Source organism: Paraburkholderia monticola, from assembly GCF_001580545.1.
In the GTDB taxonomy this organism is placed as follows: domain Bacteria; phylum Pseudomonadota; class Gammaproteobacteria; order Burkholderiales; family Burkholderiaceae; genus Paraburkholderia; species Paraburkholderia monticola.
This window is the reverse complement of record NZ_LRBG01000035.1, coordinates 141,063-158,597: the sequence shown is the minus strand read 5'-3', so window position 1 is coordinate 158,597 and position 17,535 is coordinate 141,063. Positions and strand designations below refer to the sequence as shown.

General features: G+C 61.8%; 16 protein-coding genes. 9 read left to right on the top strand and 7 right to left on the bottom strand.

The genetic code is table 11. The features are described from left to right. Window positions 1–17 precede the first annotated feature (17 nt). From CI15_RS21545 to CI15_RS21530, 4 genes are all read left to right on the top strand, one after another. Window positions 18–1,241 (top strand): dienelactone hydrolase family protein, encoded by a 1,224-nt coding sequence (locus CI15_RS21545; protein WP_062130739.1) that lies wholly within the window; start codon window positions 18–20, stop codon window positions 1,239–1,241. A gap of 127 nt (window positions 1,242–1,368) precedes the next feature. Then, on the top strand, window positions 1,369–2,043 hold the full coding sequence (locus CI15_RS21540) for a glutathione S-transferase family protein (protein WP_062130736.1): 675 nt from the start codon (window positions 1,369–1,371) through the stop codon (window positions 2,041–2,043). A gap of 113 nt (window positions 2,044–2,156) precedes the next feature. After that, window positions 2,157–3,650, top strand: coding sequence for an MFS transporter (locus tag CI15_RS21535; protein ID WP_062130734.1), 1,494 nt, complete (start codon window positions 2,157–2,159; stop codon window positions 3,648–3,650). Between the two features lie 45 nt (window positions 3,651–3,695). Continuing rightward, on the top strand, window positions 3,696–4,529 hold the full coding sequence (locus CI15_RS21530) for an AraC family transcriptional regulator (RefSeq protein WP_062130732.1): 834 nt from the start codon (window positions 3,696–3,698) through the stop codon (window positions 4,527–4,529). Between the two features lie 57 nt (window positions 4,530–4,586). Here CI15_RS21530 and CI15_RS21525 read toward each other — a convergent pair whose 3' ends face one another. Both CI15_RS21525 and CI15_RS21520 read right to left on the bottom strand, forming a co-directional pair. Further along, window positions 4,587–5,951, bottom strand: coding sequence for an MFS transporter (locus tag CI15_RS21525; RefSeq protein WP_062130730.1), 1,365 nt, complete (start codon window positions 5,949–5,951; stop codon window positions 4,587–4,589). A 348-nt stretch (window positions 5,952–6,299) separates the two neighbouring features. Beyond that, window positions 6,300–7,172 (bottom strand): AraC family transcriptional regulator, encoded by an 873-nt coding sequence (locus CI15_RS21520; RefSeq protein WP_062130727.1) that lies wholly within the window; start codon window positions 7,170–7,172, stop codon window positions 6,300–6,302. A 152-nt stretch (window positions 7,173–7,324) separates the two neighbouring features. Here CI15_RS21520 and CI15_RS21515 point away from each other — a divergent pair, with 152 nt between their 5' ends. Then, a complete protein-coding gene (locus CI15_RS21515) occupies window positions 7,325–7,708 on the top strand; it encodes a hypothetical protein (RefSeq protein WP_062130724.1) in 384 nt (127 codons plus the stop codon). A 20-nt stretch (window positions 7,709–7,728) separates the two neighbouring features. Here the strand turns inward: CI15_RS21515 and thrS are convergent, their stop codons facing one another. Then, window positions 7,729–8,946 (bottom strand): threonine--tRNA ligase, encoded by a 1,218-nt coding sequence (gene thrS / locus CI15_RS21510; protein WP_075643757.1) that lies wholly within the window; start codon window positions 8,944–8,946, stop codon window positions 7,729–7,731. 434 nt (window positions 8,947–9,380) lie between these two features. Here thrS and CI15_RS21505 point away from each other — a divergent pair, with 434 nt between their 5' ends. Then, entirely contained in the window at window positions 9,381–9,878 is a 498-nt protein-coding gene (locus tag CI15_RS21505; protein WP_062130718.1) for a GNAT family N-acetyltransferase, read from the top strand. Between the two features lie 5 nt (window positions 9,879–9,883). Here CI15_RS21505 and CI15_RS21500 read toward each other — a convergent pair whose 3' ends face one another. From CI15_RS21500 to pdxR, 3 genes are all read right to left on the bottom strand, one after another. Next, window positions 9,884–10,465 (bottom strand): flavin reductase family protein, encoded by a 582-nt coding sequence (locus CI15_RS21500; RefSeq protein ID WP_062130716.1) that lies wholly within the window; start codon window positions 10,463–10,465, stop codon window positions 9,884–9,886. A gap of 148 nt (window positions 10,466–10,613) precedes the next feature. Beyond that, window positions 10,614–10,946, bottom strand: coding sequence for a hypothetical protein (locus CI15_RS21495; protein WP_062131642.1), 333 nt, complete (start codon window positions 10,944–10,946; stop codon window positions 10,614–10,616). Between the two features lie 195 nt (window positions 10,947–11,141). Then, window positions 11,142–12,773, bottom strand: a complete 1,632-nt coding sequence (gene pdxR, locus CI15_RS21490) for a MocR-like pyridoxine biosynthesis transcription factor PdxR (RefSeq protein WP_075643754.1) — start codon at window positions 12,771–12,773, stop codon at window positions 11,142–11,144. 89 nt (window positions 12,774–12,862) lie between these two features. On the opposite strand from pdxR, the gene CI15_RS21485 reads away from it, so the two are divergent. Together CI15_RS21485 and CI15_RS21480 are read left to right on the top strand one after the other, a co-directional pair. After that, window positions 12,863–13,597 (top strand): GNAT family N-acetyltransferase, encoded by a 735-nt coding sequence (locus CI15_RS21485; RefSeq protein WP_062130714.1) that lies wholly within the window; start codon window positions 12,863–12,865, stop codon window positions 13,595–13,597. A 207-nt stretch (window positions 13,598–13,804) separates the two neighbouring features. Further along, window positions 13,805–14,473, top strand: coding sequence for a VC0807 family protein (locus tag CI15_RS21480; protein WP_062130710.1), 669 nt, complete (start codon window positions 13,805–13,807; stop codon window positions 14,471–14,473). Between the two features lie 102 nt (window positions 14,474–14,575). On the opposite strand, the gene CI15_RS35600 is transcribed toward CI15_RS21480, so the two are convergent. Next, entirely contained in the window at window positions 14,576–14,914 is a 339-nt protein-coding gene (locus tag CI15_RS35600; protein WP_075643753.1) for a GNAT family N-acetyltransferase, read from the bottom strand. A gap of 367 nt (window positions 14,915–15,281) precedes the next feature. Between CI15_RS35600 and CI15_RS21470 the strand changes: the two genes are divergently transcribed. Further along, window positions 15,282–17,450, top strand: coding sequence for a GNAT family N-acetyltransferase (locus CI15_RS21470; RefSeq protein WP_062130705.1), 2,169 nt, complete (start codon window positions 15,282–15,284; stop codon window positions 17,448–17,450). The last annotated feature ends 85 nt before the right edge of the window (window positions 17,451–17,535 follow it).

The window sequence follows — 17,535 nt, the reverse complement described above, 5'->3', positions numbered from 1 at the left end:
GACTGGAGGCAGACTGCATGGCGGGCTCTTTCATCGAAGTCGTCGCCCACGATGGCGGCCGTTTCAACGCTTACGTCGCGCGCCCTGCGCAGGGCTCTGGCCCGGGGCTCGTGCTGCTGCAGGAAATCTTCGGCGTCAACGACACGATGAAAGCGACCGCCGATCGCTACGCCGAAGAAGGCTACGTCGTGCTCGTGCCCGATCTGTTCTGGCGCATCAAGCCCGGCATGTCGCTGGGATACGGCGACGCCGACATGAAAGAAGCGCTCGGCTATCTGGGCCAGTTCGACGCTGATGTCGCGGTCAAGGACATCGCCGCCACCGTCGCCACGTTGCGCGAGCTACCCGAGCAGGCGGGCAAGGTTGGCGTGGTCGGCTACTGTCTCGGCGGCAAGCTCGCGTTTCTGAGCGCGGCGCGCACCGACGTCGATTGCGCGGTCAGCTACTACGGCGTGGGCCTCGAAGCGCATCTCGAGGAAGTGCCGGCAATCCGCTGCCCGATGGTGTTTCACTTCCCCGAAAACGACGCGTATTGCCCGCCCGAAACGCGCGAGCGCATTAGCGCCGCATTGCGCACGCGGCCGCAGATCGAGCAATACGTGTACCCCGGTTGCGATCACGCGTTCGCGGCGCCGCAGCGCAAGCACTACGACAAGCCCGCCGCGATGATGGCGTACTCGCGCACGCTCGCGCTGCTGCGCAAGGTGCTCGGTCCGGTCTACGATCTGAACGCGCTATGGGAAGCGCATTGCTATCACGAGTTCGCGACACGCGACGTCGACGCGGTGATGCCGACGATGGTCGCGCAACCCTACGTCAACCATGTGCCGACGATGACGGGCGGCGTCGGGCACGACAATCTGAAGCGCTTCTACACGCATCACTTCGTCAACTCGAACCCGCCGGACACGAAGCTGATTCCGATTTCGCGCACGATCGGCTCGGATCGCATCGTCGATGAATTCATCTTCAGCTGCACGCATAGCTGCGAGATCGACTGGCTGTTGCCGGGTGTCGCGCCGACCGGCAAGTACTTCGAGGTGCCGATGCTCGCCGTGGTGTGCTTCCGTGGCGACAAGCTCTATAACGAGCACATCTATTGGGATCAGGCTTCGGTGCTCGTGCAGGTGGGGCTGCTCAATCCCGAGGGCTTGCCGGTGGCGGGGATTGAAAGCGCGAAGAAGTTGCTGGATGAGACGTTGCCGTCGAATGCGTTGATGGGAAGCAAATCGAAGGTGTAACGATGCGGTGTCTTCGACGGCTCGACATGGAATAGCGAGCCGTCGAAGGTGTATAGCATCGACTAGAAGCCTGCCTCGACACGCCATGCCTATCATGTGACGCTCCCACCACCTCCATCGGCCGACCATGCTCACCGTCCATCATCTGAACAACTCCCGCTCGCAACGCGTGCTGTGGCTGCTCGAAGAGCTTGGCGTGCCGTACGAGATCAAGCGTTACGAGCGCGATCCAAAGACGATGCTCGCGCCGCCCGAACTGCGCGCCGTGCATCCGCTCGGCAAGTCGCCCGTGATCACCGACGATGGCCTCACGATCGCAGAGTCCGGCGCGATCATCGAGTACCTCGTCGACCGGTACGGTGCGGGGCGTTTCGCGCCGCAACCAGGCACGCCGGAACGGTTGCGCTACACCTACTGGCTGCACTACGCGGAAGGCTCGGCGATGCCACCGCTGCTGCTCAAGCTCATCGCCCGACGCATCGGCAATGCGCGGATGCCGTTCTTCGCGAAGCCGATCGCACGCAAGATTGCGACGAACCTGCAAGCGAACTTCGTCGATCCGCAATTGCGGTTGCATCTCGGCTATATCGACAAGGAGCTCGGCGCGACCGGCTGGTTCGCCGGCAACGACTTCACCGCGGCGGATGTGCAAATGAGCTTCCCACTCGAAGCCGCCACCGCGCGTGGCGCGACCGCGCAATTGCCCGCGATCGGCGCGTTCTTGCAGCGTATTCACGCGCGGCCCGCGTATCAGCGCGCGCTCGAACGCGGCGGAAAATACGAGATTCTCGGCGGCGATTGACGCGGGACGGCGCGCCGCCCAGGATTTCGTAGTTGGACGCGAAATGCGCGGGTGCTAGACTCGAAAGCCCATCGTCAGCAATCGCCAGGACCCGCGTAAAAGGGGGCGCCCGCATGACCCATTCCCTCCACGGCAAGCAGCGCTGGCTCGCACTGATCGTGCTCTGCCTCGGCGTGCTGATGATCGTGCTCGACACGACCATCGTGAATGTCGCGCTGCCGTCCATCGCAGCCGATCTCGGCTTTAGCGAAACCTCGCTCGTCTGGGTCGTCAACGCCTACATGCTGACCTTCGGCGGCTGCCTGCTGCTCGGCGGAAGGCTCGGCGATCTGTACGGTCACCGCAAGCTGTTTCTCTGCGGTATTACGCTGTTCACGCTCGCTTCGCTCGCTTGCGGCCTCGCGAACTCCCAAGTGCTGCTGGTCGCCGCGCGCGCCGTGCAGGGCCTGGGCGGCGCGATCGTCTCGGCGGTGTCGTTGTCGCTGATCATGAATCTGTTCACCGAGCCCGACGAACGCGCGAAAGCGATGGGCGTGTACGGCTTCGTCTGCGCGGGTGGCGGCAGCATCGGCGTGCTGCTCGGCGGACTGCTGACGAACCTGCTCAGCTGGCATTGGATCTTTCTGGTCAATCTGCCGATCGGCATCGCCGTGTATGCGCTGTGCCTCGCGCTGCTGCCCGCTGCGCGCGGACACGCGCACGGCGAAAGGCTCGACGTGGCCGGCGCGCTCAGCGTGACTGCATCGCTGATGATCGCGGTCTATGCGATCGTCAACGGCAACGAAGTTGGCTGGGTCTCGGGTCAAACGCTCGGCCTGCTGCTGATCGCGCTCGCGCTGCTTGCCGCGTTCCTCATGATCGAGGCGCGAGTCGAGCACCCGTTGATGCCGCTCGGTCTGCTGCGTTTGCGCAATGTCGCGACCGCGAACGTGGTGGGCGTGTTGTGGGCGGCGGCGATGTTCGCGTGGTTCTTCATTTCAGCGCTGTATCTGCAACGCGTGCTCGGCTATCGACCGTTGCAGGTCGGGCTCGCGTTTCTGCCCGCGAACCTGATCATGGGACTGTTTTCGCTCGGCCTGTCGGCGCGTGTCGTGATGCGCTTCGGGCTGCGTCGACCGCTCGCGGCGGGCCTGCTGTTCGCGGCATGCGGGCTGGCGCTGTTCGCGCGTGCGCCCGTCGACGGCAGCTTCGTGCCCGACGTGTTGCCAGGCATGATCCTGCTCGGCGTCGGCGCGGGCATCGCATTCAATCCGCTGCTGCTCGCCGCGATGAGCGACGTCGATCCCGCCGATTCGGGCCTCGCGTCTGGCATCGTCAACACCTCGTTCATGATGGGTGGCGCGCTCGGGCTCGCGGTGCTCGCGAGTCTTGCCGCGGCGCGTACCGAGGCGATGCTGGCGTCCTCGAGTGCGGCGGCTGCGCTGAACAGCGGGTATCACGTCGCGTTTCTGTCCGGAGCGGTGTTTGCGGCGGTGGCTGGCGTGTTGGGTGGGGTGTTGTTGAGGCCGGGTCAGGCGGGTAGTGCTGCGGGCGCGCATAGTGATGTAGCGGATTCGACTCCGCCAACCACTGCGGCCACAAAACCGCAAGCGCGATCAAACGCGTAAATTCGCCGCTGGCTATGCTGGCTCCATGCTGACATGAGAGGCGAGATGAACCCGGTAGGCAAAGCGCTCTGGTATATCGAAAGCCACTTCGCCGGCGAGTTGACGCTCGACGACATCGCTCGCGGCGCATGTGTGTCGCGCTTTCATCTGGCGCGAGCGTTCGAAGCGGCAACCGGGCTATCGGTGATGCGCTACCTGCGCGGGCGTCGCCTGAGCGTGGCCGCGCGGCGTCTCGCCGACGGCGCGCCCGACATCCTGGCGCTCGCCATCGATGCCGGTTACGGCTCTCACGAAGCATTCACGCGCGCGTTTCGCGAACAGTTCGGGCTCACGCCCGACGCGCTGCGCGCGCGGGGTCATCTCGACAACCTTAACATCGTGGAGCCGATCAAAATGGACGAAACCCTCCTGACCCATCTGGAACCGCCGCGCTTCGAAGACGGCAAGCCGTTTCTCGTCGCGGGACTGAGCGAGCGCTATACGTGCGAGACCAGCAAGGCAATACCGTCGCAATGGCAGCGCTTTGGCCCGCTGTTCGGCAAGGTGCCGGGACAGATCGGCAAGGTTGCTTATGGCGTTGGCTATAACGCCGATGAACAGGGTAACTTCGACTACATGTGCGGCGCCGAGGTCGGTGATTTCTCGGCATTGCCGCCAGAGCTGAGCCGTCTACGCATCGTTGCGCAACGGTATGCGGTGTTCAGTCATCGCGAGCACATCTCGAGTATTCGCCGCACGATGAATACGATCTGGAATCAGTGGTTGCCCGCCTCAGGGCACGTGCCAGCCGATGCACCGCATTTCGAGCGCTATGGCGAACAGTTCGATCCGGTGACGGGGATGGGTGGCGTCGAAATCTGGCTGCCGTTGAAGAGTTGATGATCGATCAGGCGGACGGCCGCTGCGGCCGGCCATCCGCCGCGTCCGATCGATCGCTCACGGATGGGCATGTCTCGGATCATGCATCGCATGCACGTCGTCGTATTCCCGCGAAATGTCCTTGTTCGTGCGATCGCCCAATCGCATCGCGGCGGCGACGCTGATCACGCCGCACGCGAAGACATACCACGCCACGGCAAAGCCCGAATGGAAATAAGCGTACAGCGCGGTCGCGATCAACGGCGCCGGACCGCCGGCAATAACGGAAGCCAACTGATAGCCCATCGACGCACCGCTGTAACGCAAGCGCCCCGTAAACGACTCGGCGATCAACGCGGCTTGGGGACCGTACATCATTGCATGCGGCACCAGCGAGAGCACGATGGCCATAAAGATCCATACCGGGTCACGCGTGCCCAGCATGAAAAAGTAAAGGAAGCCGAATAGCCCTGCAAGAGCGGCGCCGATCACGTACATGCGTCGGCGTCCGATCAGATCGGACACGTGACCAAAGAGCGGGATCGTAAATAGTTCCAGCACTGCTGCGGCCAGCACCGCCATCAGCAGCAGGTCACGTGAGACGCCCAGCCTCATCACGCCATAGGTAAATATAAAGGCTGTGAAAATATAGAAAGGCGCCTGTTCGGCCATGCGCGCGAGCGCCGATAGAAGAATGTCTTTCGGCTGCCGCCGGATGACTTCACGCATCGGCGCTTTTTCGATCCTGCGCTCAGCGAGCAGCTTCGCGAAGATCGGCGTCTCGAGAATACTCAAGCGTATATAAAGGCCGATCGCGACCAGCACGATACTGAGGAAGAACGGCACGCGCCAGCCCCATGTGACAAATGCGCTGCCGGAGATCTGGCTCGTGCCCAGCACCACCAGGTTCGCGACGAACAATCCGGCCGGTACGCCGAATTGCGGCCAAGACGCGACGAATCCGCGATGCTTGTTGGTGCGAGCCCATTCCATCGACATCAGCACCGAACCACCCCATTCGCCGCCTACACCCACACCCTGAATGAAGCGCAGCACCGTGAGCAAGACTGCCCCCCAGATACCGATCGACGCGTAGGTTGGAACAAAGCCCACCGCAAACGTCGCGAGTCCCATCAGCAATAGCGTCACGATTAGCGTGGCTTTACGCCCGATGCGATCGCCATAGTGACCGAAAATGGCGGCGCCCACTGGCCGTGCGATAAAGCCGACCGCATAAATCAGAAAAGCCTGGAGTGTGCCGACGAGCGGGTCCGAATCCGGAAAATACAGCTTCGCGAATATGAGACCCGTGACGATGCTATACAGGAAGAAGTCATACCATTCGATCGTGGTACCAATCGTGCTGGCGATGACAGCGCGGCGCAATTGGCGCCGAGCCTCCTCATCGGAGAGGGTCATTGACCCTGATTGCGTGGCAGCCATTTGATATCTCCCCAAATGCAAAGGGACAGTGATATTTTTTTGTGACAGTTATGGTATGCGGTGGTTCCGGCGATAAGGCGAAGTACAAACCGCGAAATCGCCTTGGCCGCTACTGTTATGGCTGCCAGCCTGGCTAAATAAAATTCGCGCTCGAATCACTATTCGCAAAGGTTAAGGCTCTATTCCAGATTTATGTTTCGCATTTGCATTTTTTACTGGCCATGAATAAGCCATTCATCGTTTCAATGCAATTGATACCGATGCGAAAATTGAATCGATATGCCGAAATCAGATTGAAACAGGAAGCGGGGCGGACTGTGAGATGACACCTATTCCGCCCCATCCCAATCACACCAATGGGATATAAATATCCGTCTGCCACTGCGCGAGCGGCGTCTCAGGATAGACACTCAGATACTGGAAAAACAGGGGTTGGTCCCGCAATTCTTCTCCACTCGAAGGTAGCCAGTCGCGATAGATCGGATAGATCGTTTCGCCGATGTGGTCGGTCGATCCGGTGTGCCGAACCACGGCGCACCGTCCGCCCGGAATGACGAGTTCGCGCACGCCATAAGCATTCGACGCGACGGGCTCATCGATCTCGCCGCAGATATCGAAGCGGAATTCCGCCTCTGGCACCGTGTCCGGATTGCCGCGCGGAATACCGAATGTACGGCTCGACTCCACCGGCGATTGTCCGCTTTGAATACGCCAGTCGATGAACTTGCGCACACTCAGGTTGACGAGGCCTGGCGGACCACGGTGTTCGAGCGCGGCAACGCGGGTATCAGCAAAATCGACGATCTTCACTTGCATGGTCAGTTTCCTCGAAAGATAGGGAACGATAAAATTCGCACTCCAGATTTGCCATGTCGGACGCCGCCGGAACGCGCTCGGCGCAGTGCCGAACGCACGCTTGAACGCGCGGCTAAAAGCCTCGGGACTCTCGAAGCCGGCGTCGAGCGCGGCATCGAGCACCGAGCACGACGCCTGCGACGCGAGACTACGGGCCGCGCGACGCAAGCGCATCAGTTGCACATAGCGGGCGACGGGCACGCCGACGTACGCGGCAAACTGTCGATGAAAATGAAACATCGAAAAGTTTGCGATGCGGCTGAGCGCGTCGACCGATAGATCGCCTTCGAGGTTTGCGTCGATATAGGCGAGAACGGCTTCGAAGCGCTTCGTGTAGGCAGCGGTGGCGTCTGTGTGAGCTTGCATGGTCTGGATCGTGCGAGTTCCGATATGGTCGCCGAGGTGGGGCACATCTTACCTAGCCGGACTTGCTCGATCTTGATCGGCTCGCTGCCCGAGCCCGGAGAATTTACGTAGACTTATCTTCATCCGCCCCCGCTTCCTGAGGTTTCCGTCCGATGCCTTCTTCGATCAGCAATTCGCTCCTCTGGATCTTCGACGCGTTCGAACGCGAACCGACATACGTGAGTCGACGGATGTTCGGTAGCGACGCGGCGTATGTCGATGGGCTGTTGTGTCTGGTCGCGGCCGATCGCGACAAGCCGTGGAATGGGCTGCTCGTCTGTACATCGCAGGATCGCCATGCCGCGCTGATTGCCGAGATGCCTGCGTTGCGCCCTCACCCGGTGCTCGGGAAATGGCTCTATGTGCCGCAGGAGGATCCGGCGTTCGAAGACACGGCAGAGCAATTGGCGGCACTTGTGCTGGCGCGCGATCCGCGGGTGGGGGTGGAGCCGAAGCCGCGCCAGCGGCGAGGCAGGTCTGGTTTGCCGAAGGATTGACGCGATGCGATCGCCCCATGTCAGGCTCCAGCCGACGCACCGGGCACCATGCCCTTTTCCCTCAAATACTCCACCCCCTCCCCCAAATCAAACTCCAACTGTGCCCCGTCCCTCGACCGCCGCACACTAACCCTCCTGTTCGCCGCCTCCCTCTTCCCCACGACAACGAGAAAAGGCGCGCGCTTCTCCCTCGCATCGACAATCTTCTTCTCCAGTCTCTCGGGCCGTCCGTCGACCACCGCTCGCACCCCAGCGTCTTCGAGCGCCTGCAAGATCTCGTGCGCATAACTCAAACTCGCATCGCTGATCGAAGCCACGACAACCTGCTCCGGCGCGAGCCAAGCTGGCATCCACCCGTCGTCATGCTCGAGCAGCATCGCGATGAACCGCTCCATACTGCCTAGCACCGCGTGATGAATCATCACCGGACGCTCGCGTTCATTGCGCTCATTGACGAACTCCGCATCGAGCCGCTCAGGCAACACGAAGTCGAGCTGGACCGTCCCGCACTGCCAACTGCGCGCGCGACTATCCGTCAATTGGAATTCGAGTTTGGGTCCGTAGAACGCACCCTCTCCGGCGAGTACATCGAATTCGAGCCCCGCCGCGTGCGCGGCATGGGCCAATGCCGCTTCCGCGCGATCCCACGTCTGCTCGCCGCCAGCCCGCGACGCGGGCCGCGTCGCCAGTGCAACCTTGAACGCCGGAAAGCCGAGATTCGCATACACGTCGCGCAACAGCGCGCAGAAGCGTCCGACCTCCGCCTCGATATGCGCCGCCGCGCAGAACACATGCGCGTCGTCCTGCACGAACGCGCGCGTACGTTTCAAACCTTCGAGTGACCCCGACGGCTCATCACGATGACACGCGCCGAACTCGCTATAACGCACCGGCAACTCGCGATACGAACGCACACGCTGATTGAACACCTGCACGTGACAAGGACAGCTCATCGGTTTCAGACAAAGCGCACGGCCTTCCTCGGCGTCCGCAAGCGAGTACATCGCGCCGCCGAACTTTTCCCAATGGCCGCTTCTTTCCCACAGCGAGCGCGCCAGCAATTGCGGCGTGCGAATCTCGCGGAAGCCCGCGCGACGCATGCGCGCCCGCACATAATCTTCGAGCACGCGATACAGCGTCCAGCCACGCGGGTGCCAGAAAACCATGCCGGCGCCCTCTTCCTGCTGATGAAAAAGATCGAGCTTATTGCCCAGTACACGATGGTCGATGTCGTTCACGGTCATGCTCCGTCGGTTCGAATGTCACGATTACCACGATGGATGCCGCAAACGGGGAGACCAGAAACGCCAAAGGCCCCGTCCGTTTCCGGCGGGGCCTTTGGGGATCTGCCACTGCTGCTCGTACTGTCCAGTACTACCTGCTAGCGCGTGCGACCTCCAGACGACCCGCCTGTGAAGGTGGTCGTCGTGGTGGTGACGGCAGAGAGGGAATGAGAGTGGAAGTCCATGGATCGACGGTAAACCATTTCTGCGGAACGCGTCAATCGCAGCGAGTGCGCGGAACGTGCTTCGTGCCGACACGCGCGATCTCGACATACTGGCCACAGGGACGGGATAAACGCTACGATGTGAGCCTGTTCCGACGCTGGCGCATGTGCGCGGATTCCGCCCGCCGGCCACGATTCACCACAGCACTGATTGAGCACTCGACCTTGACGATCCACATCCGCCCCGCCACCACCGCCGACGCCCCCCTGATCCTGCGCTTCATCACCGAACTCGCGGTCTATGAGAAAGCCGAGCACGAAGTCGTCGCCGGTGTCAAAGACATCGAAAAGAGCCTGTTTTGCGCGGGCGCGCCCGCCAAAGCGCTGATCTGCGAAATGAACGGCGAGCCCGTCGGTTTCTGCGTGTACTTCTTTTCGTATTCGACGTGGCTCGGCAAGCAGGGGCTTTATCTGGAAGACCTGTACGTGTCGCCCGCATCGCGCGGCAGCGGCGCGGGCAAACAGATGCTGCGCCATCTCGCGCAGATCGCCTGCGAAACCGGCTGCGGCCGCTTCGAATGGAGCGTGCTCGACTGGAACGAACCGGCCATCGGCTTCTATAAGTCGATCGGCGCGAATCCGCAAAGCGAATGGGTGCGTTACCGTCTCGCCGGCGATGCGCTCAAAGCATTCGCCGAAGGCAACACCGAAGGGAACGCCTAAGCCCGTCAGTCGGCGGAGGCATCCACCGGCGCCACCTCGAACGGATCGCCCGTCGCGAAGAACGTGCCGCCGGCAACGTAATGGCACGTGCGAAGCTCGGGGTCGTCGCCGAAATGCCAGCGGTTGTGCGAATACACGCGGCTGTCCGCATACGCGGCCACCACTTCGCCGATGATCAGATCGTGCCGCTGGCTGTCGTCCGGAATCACTCTGCATTCCATCCACGTGATGCAGCCGGCCAGCATCGGGACGTCGATTTTTTCCGCGCGGAAAGTCTCGAGTTCGAACGCGGAGAACTTGTCGAGCTCGGCACCCGCGTGCGTGCCGACCGCGAGTGTTTGCGCGGCGAAGCCGCGGCTCGGTAATTGCAAGCCGAACACGCCGCTCGCTTCGATCAGGCGACGCGTCAGCGTGCGGCTATCCACGACCACCACCACCTTCGGCGGATTGAAATCGAGCGGCATTGCCCACGAAGCCGCCATCACGTTCGATCGACCATCGTGCGCGCTCGTGATGATCGTGACCGGTCCGTGATTGAGCAGTTGCGTCGCGCGCGACAATTCCACGGGTTCTCGGGTGGCGTTCATGGCATCGTGATTGCGTCGGAAAGGATGACGCTGATTGTAGCGGGGCGGAAGAAATGCGGTGCGGCGCGGATGACATGCAGATCGCCTGACCGGGCGGCGCCCCAGGAGCCGCCGCCCGGTCAGACATCAAGCGAGTTTCAATAGACCCTCAATGCGGCGCTTTGCCGTTCGGCACCGCGTCGAGCGGCTTGTGCTGTTCTTCGCCGAGTCCCGGGAAGAACGCGTTCCAGGCCGCGCGCACACCCTGCGCAGCGGTGGCTTCGCCGGCGATCGACTCGGCCGCGCCCTCGGCGGCTTTCGACGGATCGGCGGACAAGCCGCGCCAATGCGTGAATACGAGCAACGGTTTTTCGGTCCACACGCCGTCACCAAACTTCGCAAACGCCGTGTCCCCGCTCGCCAACTGCACCTCGTACCAGCCCTCGCGGACGGGCGTATGGATGGCAAGGTCAAACCACGGGGTCGGTTCGATTTCCTTCATGTCGTCTCCGGTCGGATAAATCGTCATCGATAACCACACTCAACGCATTGTTCGTGCCCATCGCCAGCGCTACACCCGCGAAGCGGCAGCGCCGGCGACAGCGGCACATGCGGGCGAACCAGCCCATCGGAACGGCTAACTCGCCGCGCATACGACACGATAGCGCGACATGGGCCGGGCCGACAAACGTAAAACTTACATGTCCGGGTTGGCCGATGGACGGCGTTGCGGGGCGGGCTTTTTGCGGGGCCGCGCGGGGGGGTTGGCGGGGGCCTCGGCGGGCGGATTTGTGGCCGGATTTGTACCAGGTTTGGTAGCCGGTTTTGCCGCGCGCCTTGCAGCCGGTCGCGCCTCACCCTCCATCTCCCGGACCAACTCGGCCAGCGCTTTCACCGCAGGCCCCAGCCGCTCCGCCTCCGTATTGCCATAGCCGATCACGAGCCCGTTCACGCCGGCCGCCGTCCCCATACCGAACCCCGACAGCGCGCGCGGACTGAGCCCGCGCGACTGCGCGCGCGCCGCGAGCTCGCGATCGTCGAGCGACGCGGGCAGTTGCAGCGTCAGATGCATGCCGCAATCGCCGCCAAGAATCGTCGCCGCCGGGAATTGCTCGGCCAGCGCGTCGCGCAGCGCCTGTTGGCGCTCGCGGTATAGCCGCCGCATCCGCCCGAGATGCCGCCCGAATTCGCCGCTTTCGATGAAATACGCCAGCGCCAGCTGCTCCAGCCGATGCCCCCCGCGCAGCATTTCTTGCAGCGCAACAGCGGCATGCGCGGCGATCGCCCGCGGCAGCACGACGAAGCCGATGCGCAACGCCGGAAACATCGTCTTGCTGAACGAGCCGACATACAGCACGGGCGCGTCGTCGACGAGGCCCTGCATGCTCGCGATCGGCTCGCCGGTGTGGCGCACCTCGCCGTCATAATCGTCCTCGATCAGCCACGCGCCACAGCGCCGTGCCTGCGCGATCAGCGCGAGCCGGCGCGCCACCGACAGCACCGCGCCCGTCGGATACTGATGCGCGGGCGACGTGTAGATCAGCTTCGGCGGATGCGTGCGCCACGCGTCGGCCGGCACGGCTATGCCTTCGGCGTCGACCGGAATCGGCAGCATGCGCAGGTCGCCCGCGTTGAATGCGGCCTTGGCGCCGCGATAACCGGGATCCTCGATCCACGCGATCTCGCCGGGGTTGGTCAGCAGTCGCACGGACAGGTTCAGCGCCTCCTGCGCGCCCTCGGTGATCACGACCTGCGAGCCGTCGCAGCGCACGCCGCGCGCCATTCGCAAGTGCGCGGCGATCGCATCGCGCAAGGCGGGCTCGCCGGCCGGTGTGCCGTAGCCGAGCGCGCGCGGCAACGCGCGCTCCATGGCCCGTTCGAGCGCGCGCCGCCATGCGGCAAGCGGAAAACGGTCGAGCGCGGGCGTGCCGGGGGTCAGCGCGTAGGTATTGTCGGCGTGGTGGTGCGTCGCCGCGAACTGCCCGACGCGCGCCGCGTACGCGATCTGCGGCGGGGCCGAGGCCAGCGCCGGCTCGCCGCGCGCGGCGGGGCTCGACAGCGGGCTCACGCGCGTGCCCTGGCGATCGGCGATCACGTAGCCGACCGCGGCGAGATGCTCGTACGCGATCACGACCGTGTTGCGCGACACGCCCATTTCGGTGGCGAGCAGCCGCGACGACGGCAGCAGCGAGCCGGCCGGCAGACGGCCCGCGAGAATCGCCTGCTGCAAACGTTCGATCAGCTGCTTCTGCAGTGGCGCGGGCCGGGCGGCGCCGCTCGCGGCCATGGCGTGGTCCGCGTGGACGAGCGGTCCGATGATTTCGATCATGGTGACTGGACCTATCGAATGAGCGTGTCGTGGATCTTTTGAACATACCACGTTTGCCGTATCGTTCCTCCATCGACAGGAGAACAGACATGGAACCCACACGTAACTCCTACGGCCAGCCGATCGGCGCGCCCGTGCCTGGCTGGCACGGCGCGAAGCCGCCGGGCCGCGAACCGCTGAGCGGCCGCTATTGCCGGCTCGAGCCGGTCGACGTCGAGCGCCACGCGGCGGACCTTTTCGACGCGTACCGCTCAGCCACCGACGGCCGCGACTGGACCTACCTCGCGGTCGGCCCGTTCGACAGCCTTGCGGCTTATCGTGAGCGTCTGACGCAGATGGCCGCATCGAACGATCCGCTGCACTACGCGGTGATCGACCTCGCTACGGCCAGGCCGGTCGGCACGCTCTCGCTGATGCGGATCGATCCCGCCAACGGCGTGATCGAAGTCGGCCACGTCACGTATTCGCCGCGGCTCAAGCGCACCCGCATCGCGACCGAGGCGATGTTCCTGCTGCTCGGCGAGGTGTTCGACAAGCTCGGTTATCGGCGCTTCGAATGGAAATGCGATTCGCTGAACGAGCCGTCGCGCAAGGCCGCGCTGCGCTATGGATTCACCTTCGAGGGGATCTTCCGGCAGGCGATCGTCTACCGTGAGCGCAATCGCGACACGGCGTGGTTTTCGATCATCGACGGCGAATGGCCGGCGTTGCGCGGGTGCTACCAGCAGTGGCTCGACGCAGGCAATTTCGATGCAGAAGGGCAGCAGGTCGAGCGGCTCGCGGATCTGATCGCGCAGCGGCGGGCGACGGACGCGGCCCGGTAAATCGAGGCGATTCAAGCAGCGCGACCGCGGCACCCGCACGCGGCGCGCTTCCGCCAGCCGTTCGCCGCGGTCCGCCAACCCCGGCAGGCGACGCCACGTCGCCCTACACTGCCCACATACGTTCGCGTGACGATGCCGACGCGATCCCGGCTGCGGCACCGGCGCGCGCAACGCGTGCCACCTTGCGCGCCCGTCACCGTCCAGCCGATGAAATCCCGCCTGCGCTATCTGAGCGCCTTGATCGTCAACGTCGCGCTGCCCTGGCTCGCCTACCGGCTTGCGTTTCCGCACTGGGGGCAGGCAGGGGCGCTCGCCGCGTCGGCGCTGCCGCTGATCATCTGGATGACGATGGATCTGCTGCGCTACCGGCATTTCGACGCGCTGAGCGCGCTCGTGCTCGCGGGCGTGCTGCCATCGCTTGCGACGCGGCTCACCTTCGACAACGCCCGAATGCAATTGATCGAAGATCCGATGGTGTCGGGCTTTATCGGCATCGTGTTTCTTGCATCGCTCACGCTGCGCAAGCCGATGGTGTTCTACATGGCGCGCTCGACGATGGCGCGCGAAGACCATCGCAGCGCCGAGCTGTTCGAGCGACATTGGCGCGAGCGCCCGACCCTCGCCGCCTATATTCGTCTGATGACGCTCGTGTGGGGTGTCGGGATGATCGGTGAGAACATCGTGCGCAGCGCGATCGTGCTGCAATGGCCGAACGACTCTCGCTCGGCGATCGCATCCACCGTGCTGCGTTACGCCGTGTATGGGGTGCTGACGGCGTGGACGTTCCTGATTCGCCGGCGCATCAAGCGGGACGCGCGGCGCTATCCGGCCGACGAGCCGGTGTCGGAGTCCGGGAGTTCGGTGGCTGGTGCGTGAATGGTGCTTGGGGCCGTGCACATCAAGGAGCGCCTGCAATCGATCGACGCGCAGCGACGACCAATTATCCGGCATCAAGATGCACCTGATTTCGCCGCCGAGCTAGCACCCGGCCACCCTATCGGGCGCGGCACGCTCTGCTTCAGCCGCATAGCCACGGCCATGCATCGACTGTACAGCAAGCGCCCAACTCACCGGTGGTGCATCGAGCAGTGGCGACACTAACTCACTGCGGTGATCGGCAAAACCAACTTCACCGACAGACCGGCCTCTTTTCATGTCCCGTACGATCCAATAGCCGCAGCCGAGCATTGTCCAGTGGACTGCGCAGCGCATCAGATACGCCAACTCTTCCTCCCGCGTGGACAGCCCGTCGCCAATATGGCGGGTTACCTCGGGATCAGGAAAGATCCCATACCTGTCGGTGAAATCCTCAAGCACGTGAGGGCGCCGGGCCGGGCAGTGCGTGGCAAGCGTTCGGCGCCGGGACAGTACGGAGTTGGGTGTTCCGCTATCACGTATTCAATGACCGCGAACTTTCGCGAACAAGAGAGTTATACCGGAAAAATTGGAGATACGACACACGGCAACGTGTGTCGAATGAGAACTTTATTTATTTTGCAATTCGCCAATCAATTTAGTTATTAAGAGATTGATATCGATGATATCTTGATTGAAGTTCTTGCTGACTGTGATTGCCCTTCAAGGACTGTTAAATTCGATCAAAACGCGACAATCGCCCGTCCGTTGATATACAACACGAGCGAGCATTGCTTGCGGCGTTCCAATCAGGAGGCCAGCTAGAAAAATGAACGCAGAGGACCGTGTCATTCATATTCTCGACCGCTATGTCGACGTAGAGCCCTTCCTCGCAACTGTCCGTCAGGCAGCAGATAGCGACAAGCATGCCCTCGGATTTCTTCCATCAGGCATGCTTCAAGACTTTGCTCACAAAGAGCAACTTATAGTTGCCGTCGAACGCAACAACGAGGCATTTTCGTACGCGGGTCATCTGCTGTTCGAAGCAAGACATCCCAAGGGGCGCGTGCTGCAAGTGTTCGTTCCTCCTACTTTCAGAAATCGACGAGTTGCGGCTTCGCTGCTGAATCACCTCAAACGATATTTGACGAATCACGCTTTCATATCTATTTATGCGCGAGTAGCGGAAGACCTCATTGAGGCGAACCGATTCTGGGAAAGCCAAGGTTTCTATATCCAAAGCATCGCCCGCGGAGGCGAAACAAAAAACCGAACAATATTTGTTCGTAGCCACGAACTCGATACACCGCAACTGTTCGCACCGAGCGGCTTCAATGCTGCCGATCCACTTGGTCTAAACTCGTCTTATGCGCCTGAGATTCCGCTTTTCCTTCTGGATCTGAACGTACTGTTCGATCTCGGCCCGCGCAGGCGTCGAAACGAGGAAGTTCTAGATCTCTTCAAGATGGAAAGGGCAGGTTCCTGCCGACTTGCGCTCAGCACAGAGATAACGGCGGAACTCACTCGTACGGCAAGCGTCGGAGTGACGGATCCTATGCAATGCTATGCGCGCATTTTCCCCGCCTTCCCACCCATTGAAAAAGAGTGGGATGTACTGGCACCCGAACTTGCGTCAATCGTATTTCCGGAACGACATAGGACCAGTACGCTTAGAATCAATGACGTCTCCGACTTACGTCATTTGGCCACTGCCATTCAACATCGGCTTTGCGGCCTCATCACAAACGACCATTCGATTCTCGATGCCGCTGCTAAGCTCCAAGAGAAATATGGAATCCAGGTTGTGTCGCCACGTGCATTCAAAGACTCGAACGCTGGAGAAACCACGAAAGAGGTCTTCGAAACCGGCACAAGCGCCTCCCTTTCTATCACACCAGTCACGCGGGCCGATGAGGGCGAAGTCCATAAGCTCCTATCTCAACTCGGCATTCCGAACAGCGCTGTCGTCACAGAGTGGGCAGGGGTCGACTCGAACGGGCGTGTTTGCAATCGGTATGGTGTCTGGTCGGAGGGCGTTCTGACTGGGTATCTAATGTGGCCCACGACCATAAAACCAAACGACATTGTCGCTCACATGGCTGTCGACGAAAAGCACCCTGACGCGAGCGATACGGTGCGTCTCATGCTGGGCTATCTGATCGAGCAAGGTACCGCCGGAATTACGTCGCAAATCAGACTGGTTTTTCCATCCGAGCAGGCGCAAATACGTGAAATTGCGTCAACTCTTGGTTTCGGAGGACTCAAAGACCAGACGTCGTTAACAAAGCTAACCTTAGGCGGCATCATCACCACATCGAATTGGGCGCAGCGCATGGACGATATCTTTCTGGCTAGCCGAGTACGTATCCCGGATGTGCCGCCGATGTACCGGAACGTCGACCAACAGATCCGCCTTGTGAGGCCTGACGGGAATGTGGGGCATATCTCATTGATGACGCTGGAGACATCGCTTTCGCCCGCGCTTCTTTGTTTGCCAGGACGCCCGGCGGTCGTCACCCCAGTGCGGCGCGTCTTCGCCGAGCACCTTTTAGCGCATTCACCACAAAGAAGTTTGCTGCCTCACGCGCGAGCCAAGCTCTATAAAGAGCGGCACTACCTGAGCAACGCAAACACGCTAAAGCGATTCCAGCGTGGTAATCTCATTCTGTTTTACGAATCTGAGAGAGATCGAGGACAGGGTGCAATCGTTGCCGTCGCACGCGTACGACATGCATACCTCAAATCTCAGGAAGCCATGGAAAATGCGGATCTCGATCCGTCAGTTCTGGACCTGGCGGGACTTGAAGCAATCGGCCGGTCTACCGTAAAGACCGTGACGGCATTTGACAATATTGTTTACTTTGAGCGCCCAGTGGCCCGTTCAACCCTCAAACGACTTGGGTGCGGGAGTCCAAATGACCTTCTCACAACCCGTGCAATTGATGACACACAGCTTCAAGAAATCCTCAAGGAAGGATTTACCCACGGAACATCCTGAACACGTGCTCATCTCACTTGAAGAACGACACGCGGAGAACATACTCGCTGGCACCAAGCATGTGGAACTCCGTCGCCGGGCCATG

What these genes read in the sequence shown, in the direction of transcription:
- CI15_RS21470 (WP_062130705.1), top strand. Translation starts at nt 15,282, where the DNA reads ATGAACGCAGAGGACCGTGTCATTCATATTCTCGACCGCTATGTCGAC.
- CI15_RS21525 (WP_062130730.1), bottom strand. Translation starts at nt 5,951, where the DNA reads ATGGCTGCCACGCAATCAGGGTCAATGACCCTCTCCGATGAGGAGGCT.
- CI15_RS21540 (WP_062130736.1), top strand. Translation starts at nt 1,369, where the DNA reads ATGCTCACCGTCCATCATCTGAACAACTCCCGCTCGCAACGCGTGCTG.
- pdxR (WP_075643754.1), bottom strand. Translation starts at nt 12,773, where the DNA reads ATGATCGAAATCATCGGACCGCTCGTCCACGCGGACCACGCCATGGCC.
- CI15_RS21520 (WP_062130727.1), bottom strand. Translation starts at nt 7,172, where the DNA reads ATGCAAGCTCACACAGACGCCACCGCTGCCTACACGAAGCGCTTCGAA.
- CI15_RS21480 (WP_062130710.1), top strand. Translation starts at nt 13,805, where the DNA reads ATGAAATCCCGCCTGCGCTATCTGAGCGCCTTGATCGTCAACGTCGCG.
- CI15_RS21515 (WP_062130724.1), top strand. Translation starts at nt 7,325, where the DNA reads ATGCCTTCTTCGATCAGCAATTCGCTCCTCTGGATCTTCGACGCGTTC.
- CI15_RS21500 (WP_062130716.1), bottom strand. Translation starts at nt 10,465, where the DNA reads ATGAACGCCACCCGAGAACCCGTGGAATTGTCGCGCGCGACGCAACTG.
- CI15_RS21495 (WP_062131642.1), bottom strand. Translation starts at nt 10,946, where the DNA reads ATGAAGGAAATCGAACCGACCCCGTGGTTTGACCTTGCCATCCATACG.
- CI15_RS21545 (WP_062130739.1), top strand. Translation starts at nt 18, where the DNA reads ATGGCGGGCTCTTTCATCGAAGTCGTCGCCCACGATGGCGGCCGTTTC.
- CI15_RS21535 (WP_062130734.1), top strand. Translation starts at nt 2,157, where the DNA reads ATGACCCATTCCCTCCACGGCAAGCAGCGCTGGCTCGCACTGATCGTG.
- CI15_RS21530 (WP_062130732.1), top strand. Translation starts at nt 3,696, where the DNA reads ATGAACCCGGTAGGCAAAGCGCTCTGGTATATCGAAAGCCACTTCGCC.
- CI15_RS21485 (WP_062130714.1), top strand. Translation starts at nt 12,863, where the DNA reads ATGGAACCCACACGTAACTCCTACGGCCAGCCGATCGGCGCGCCCGTG.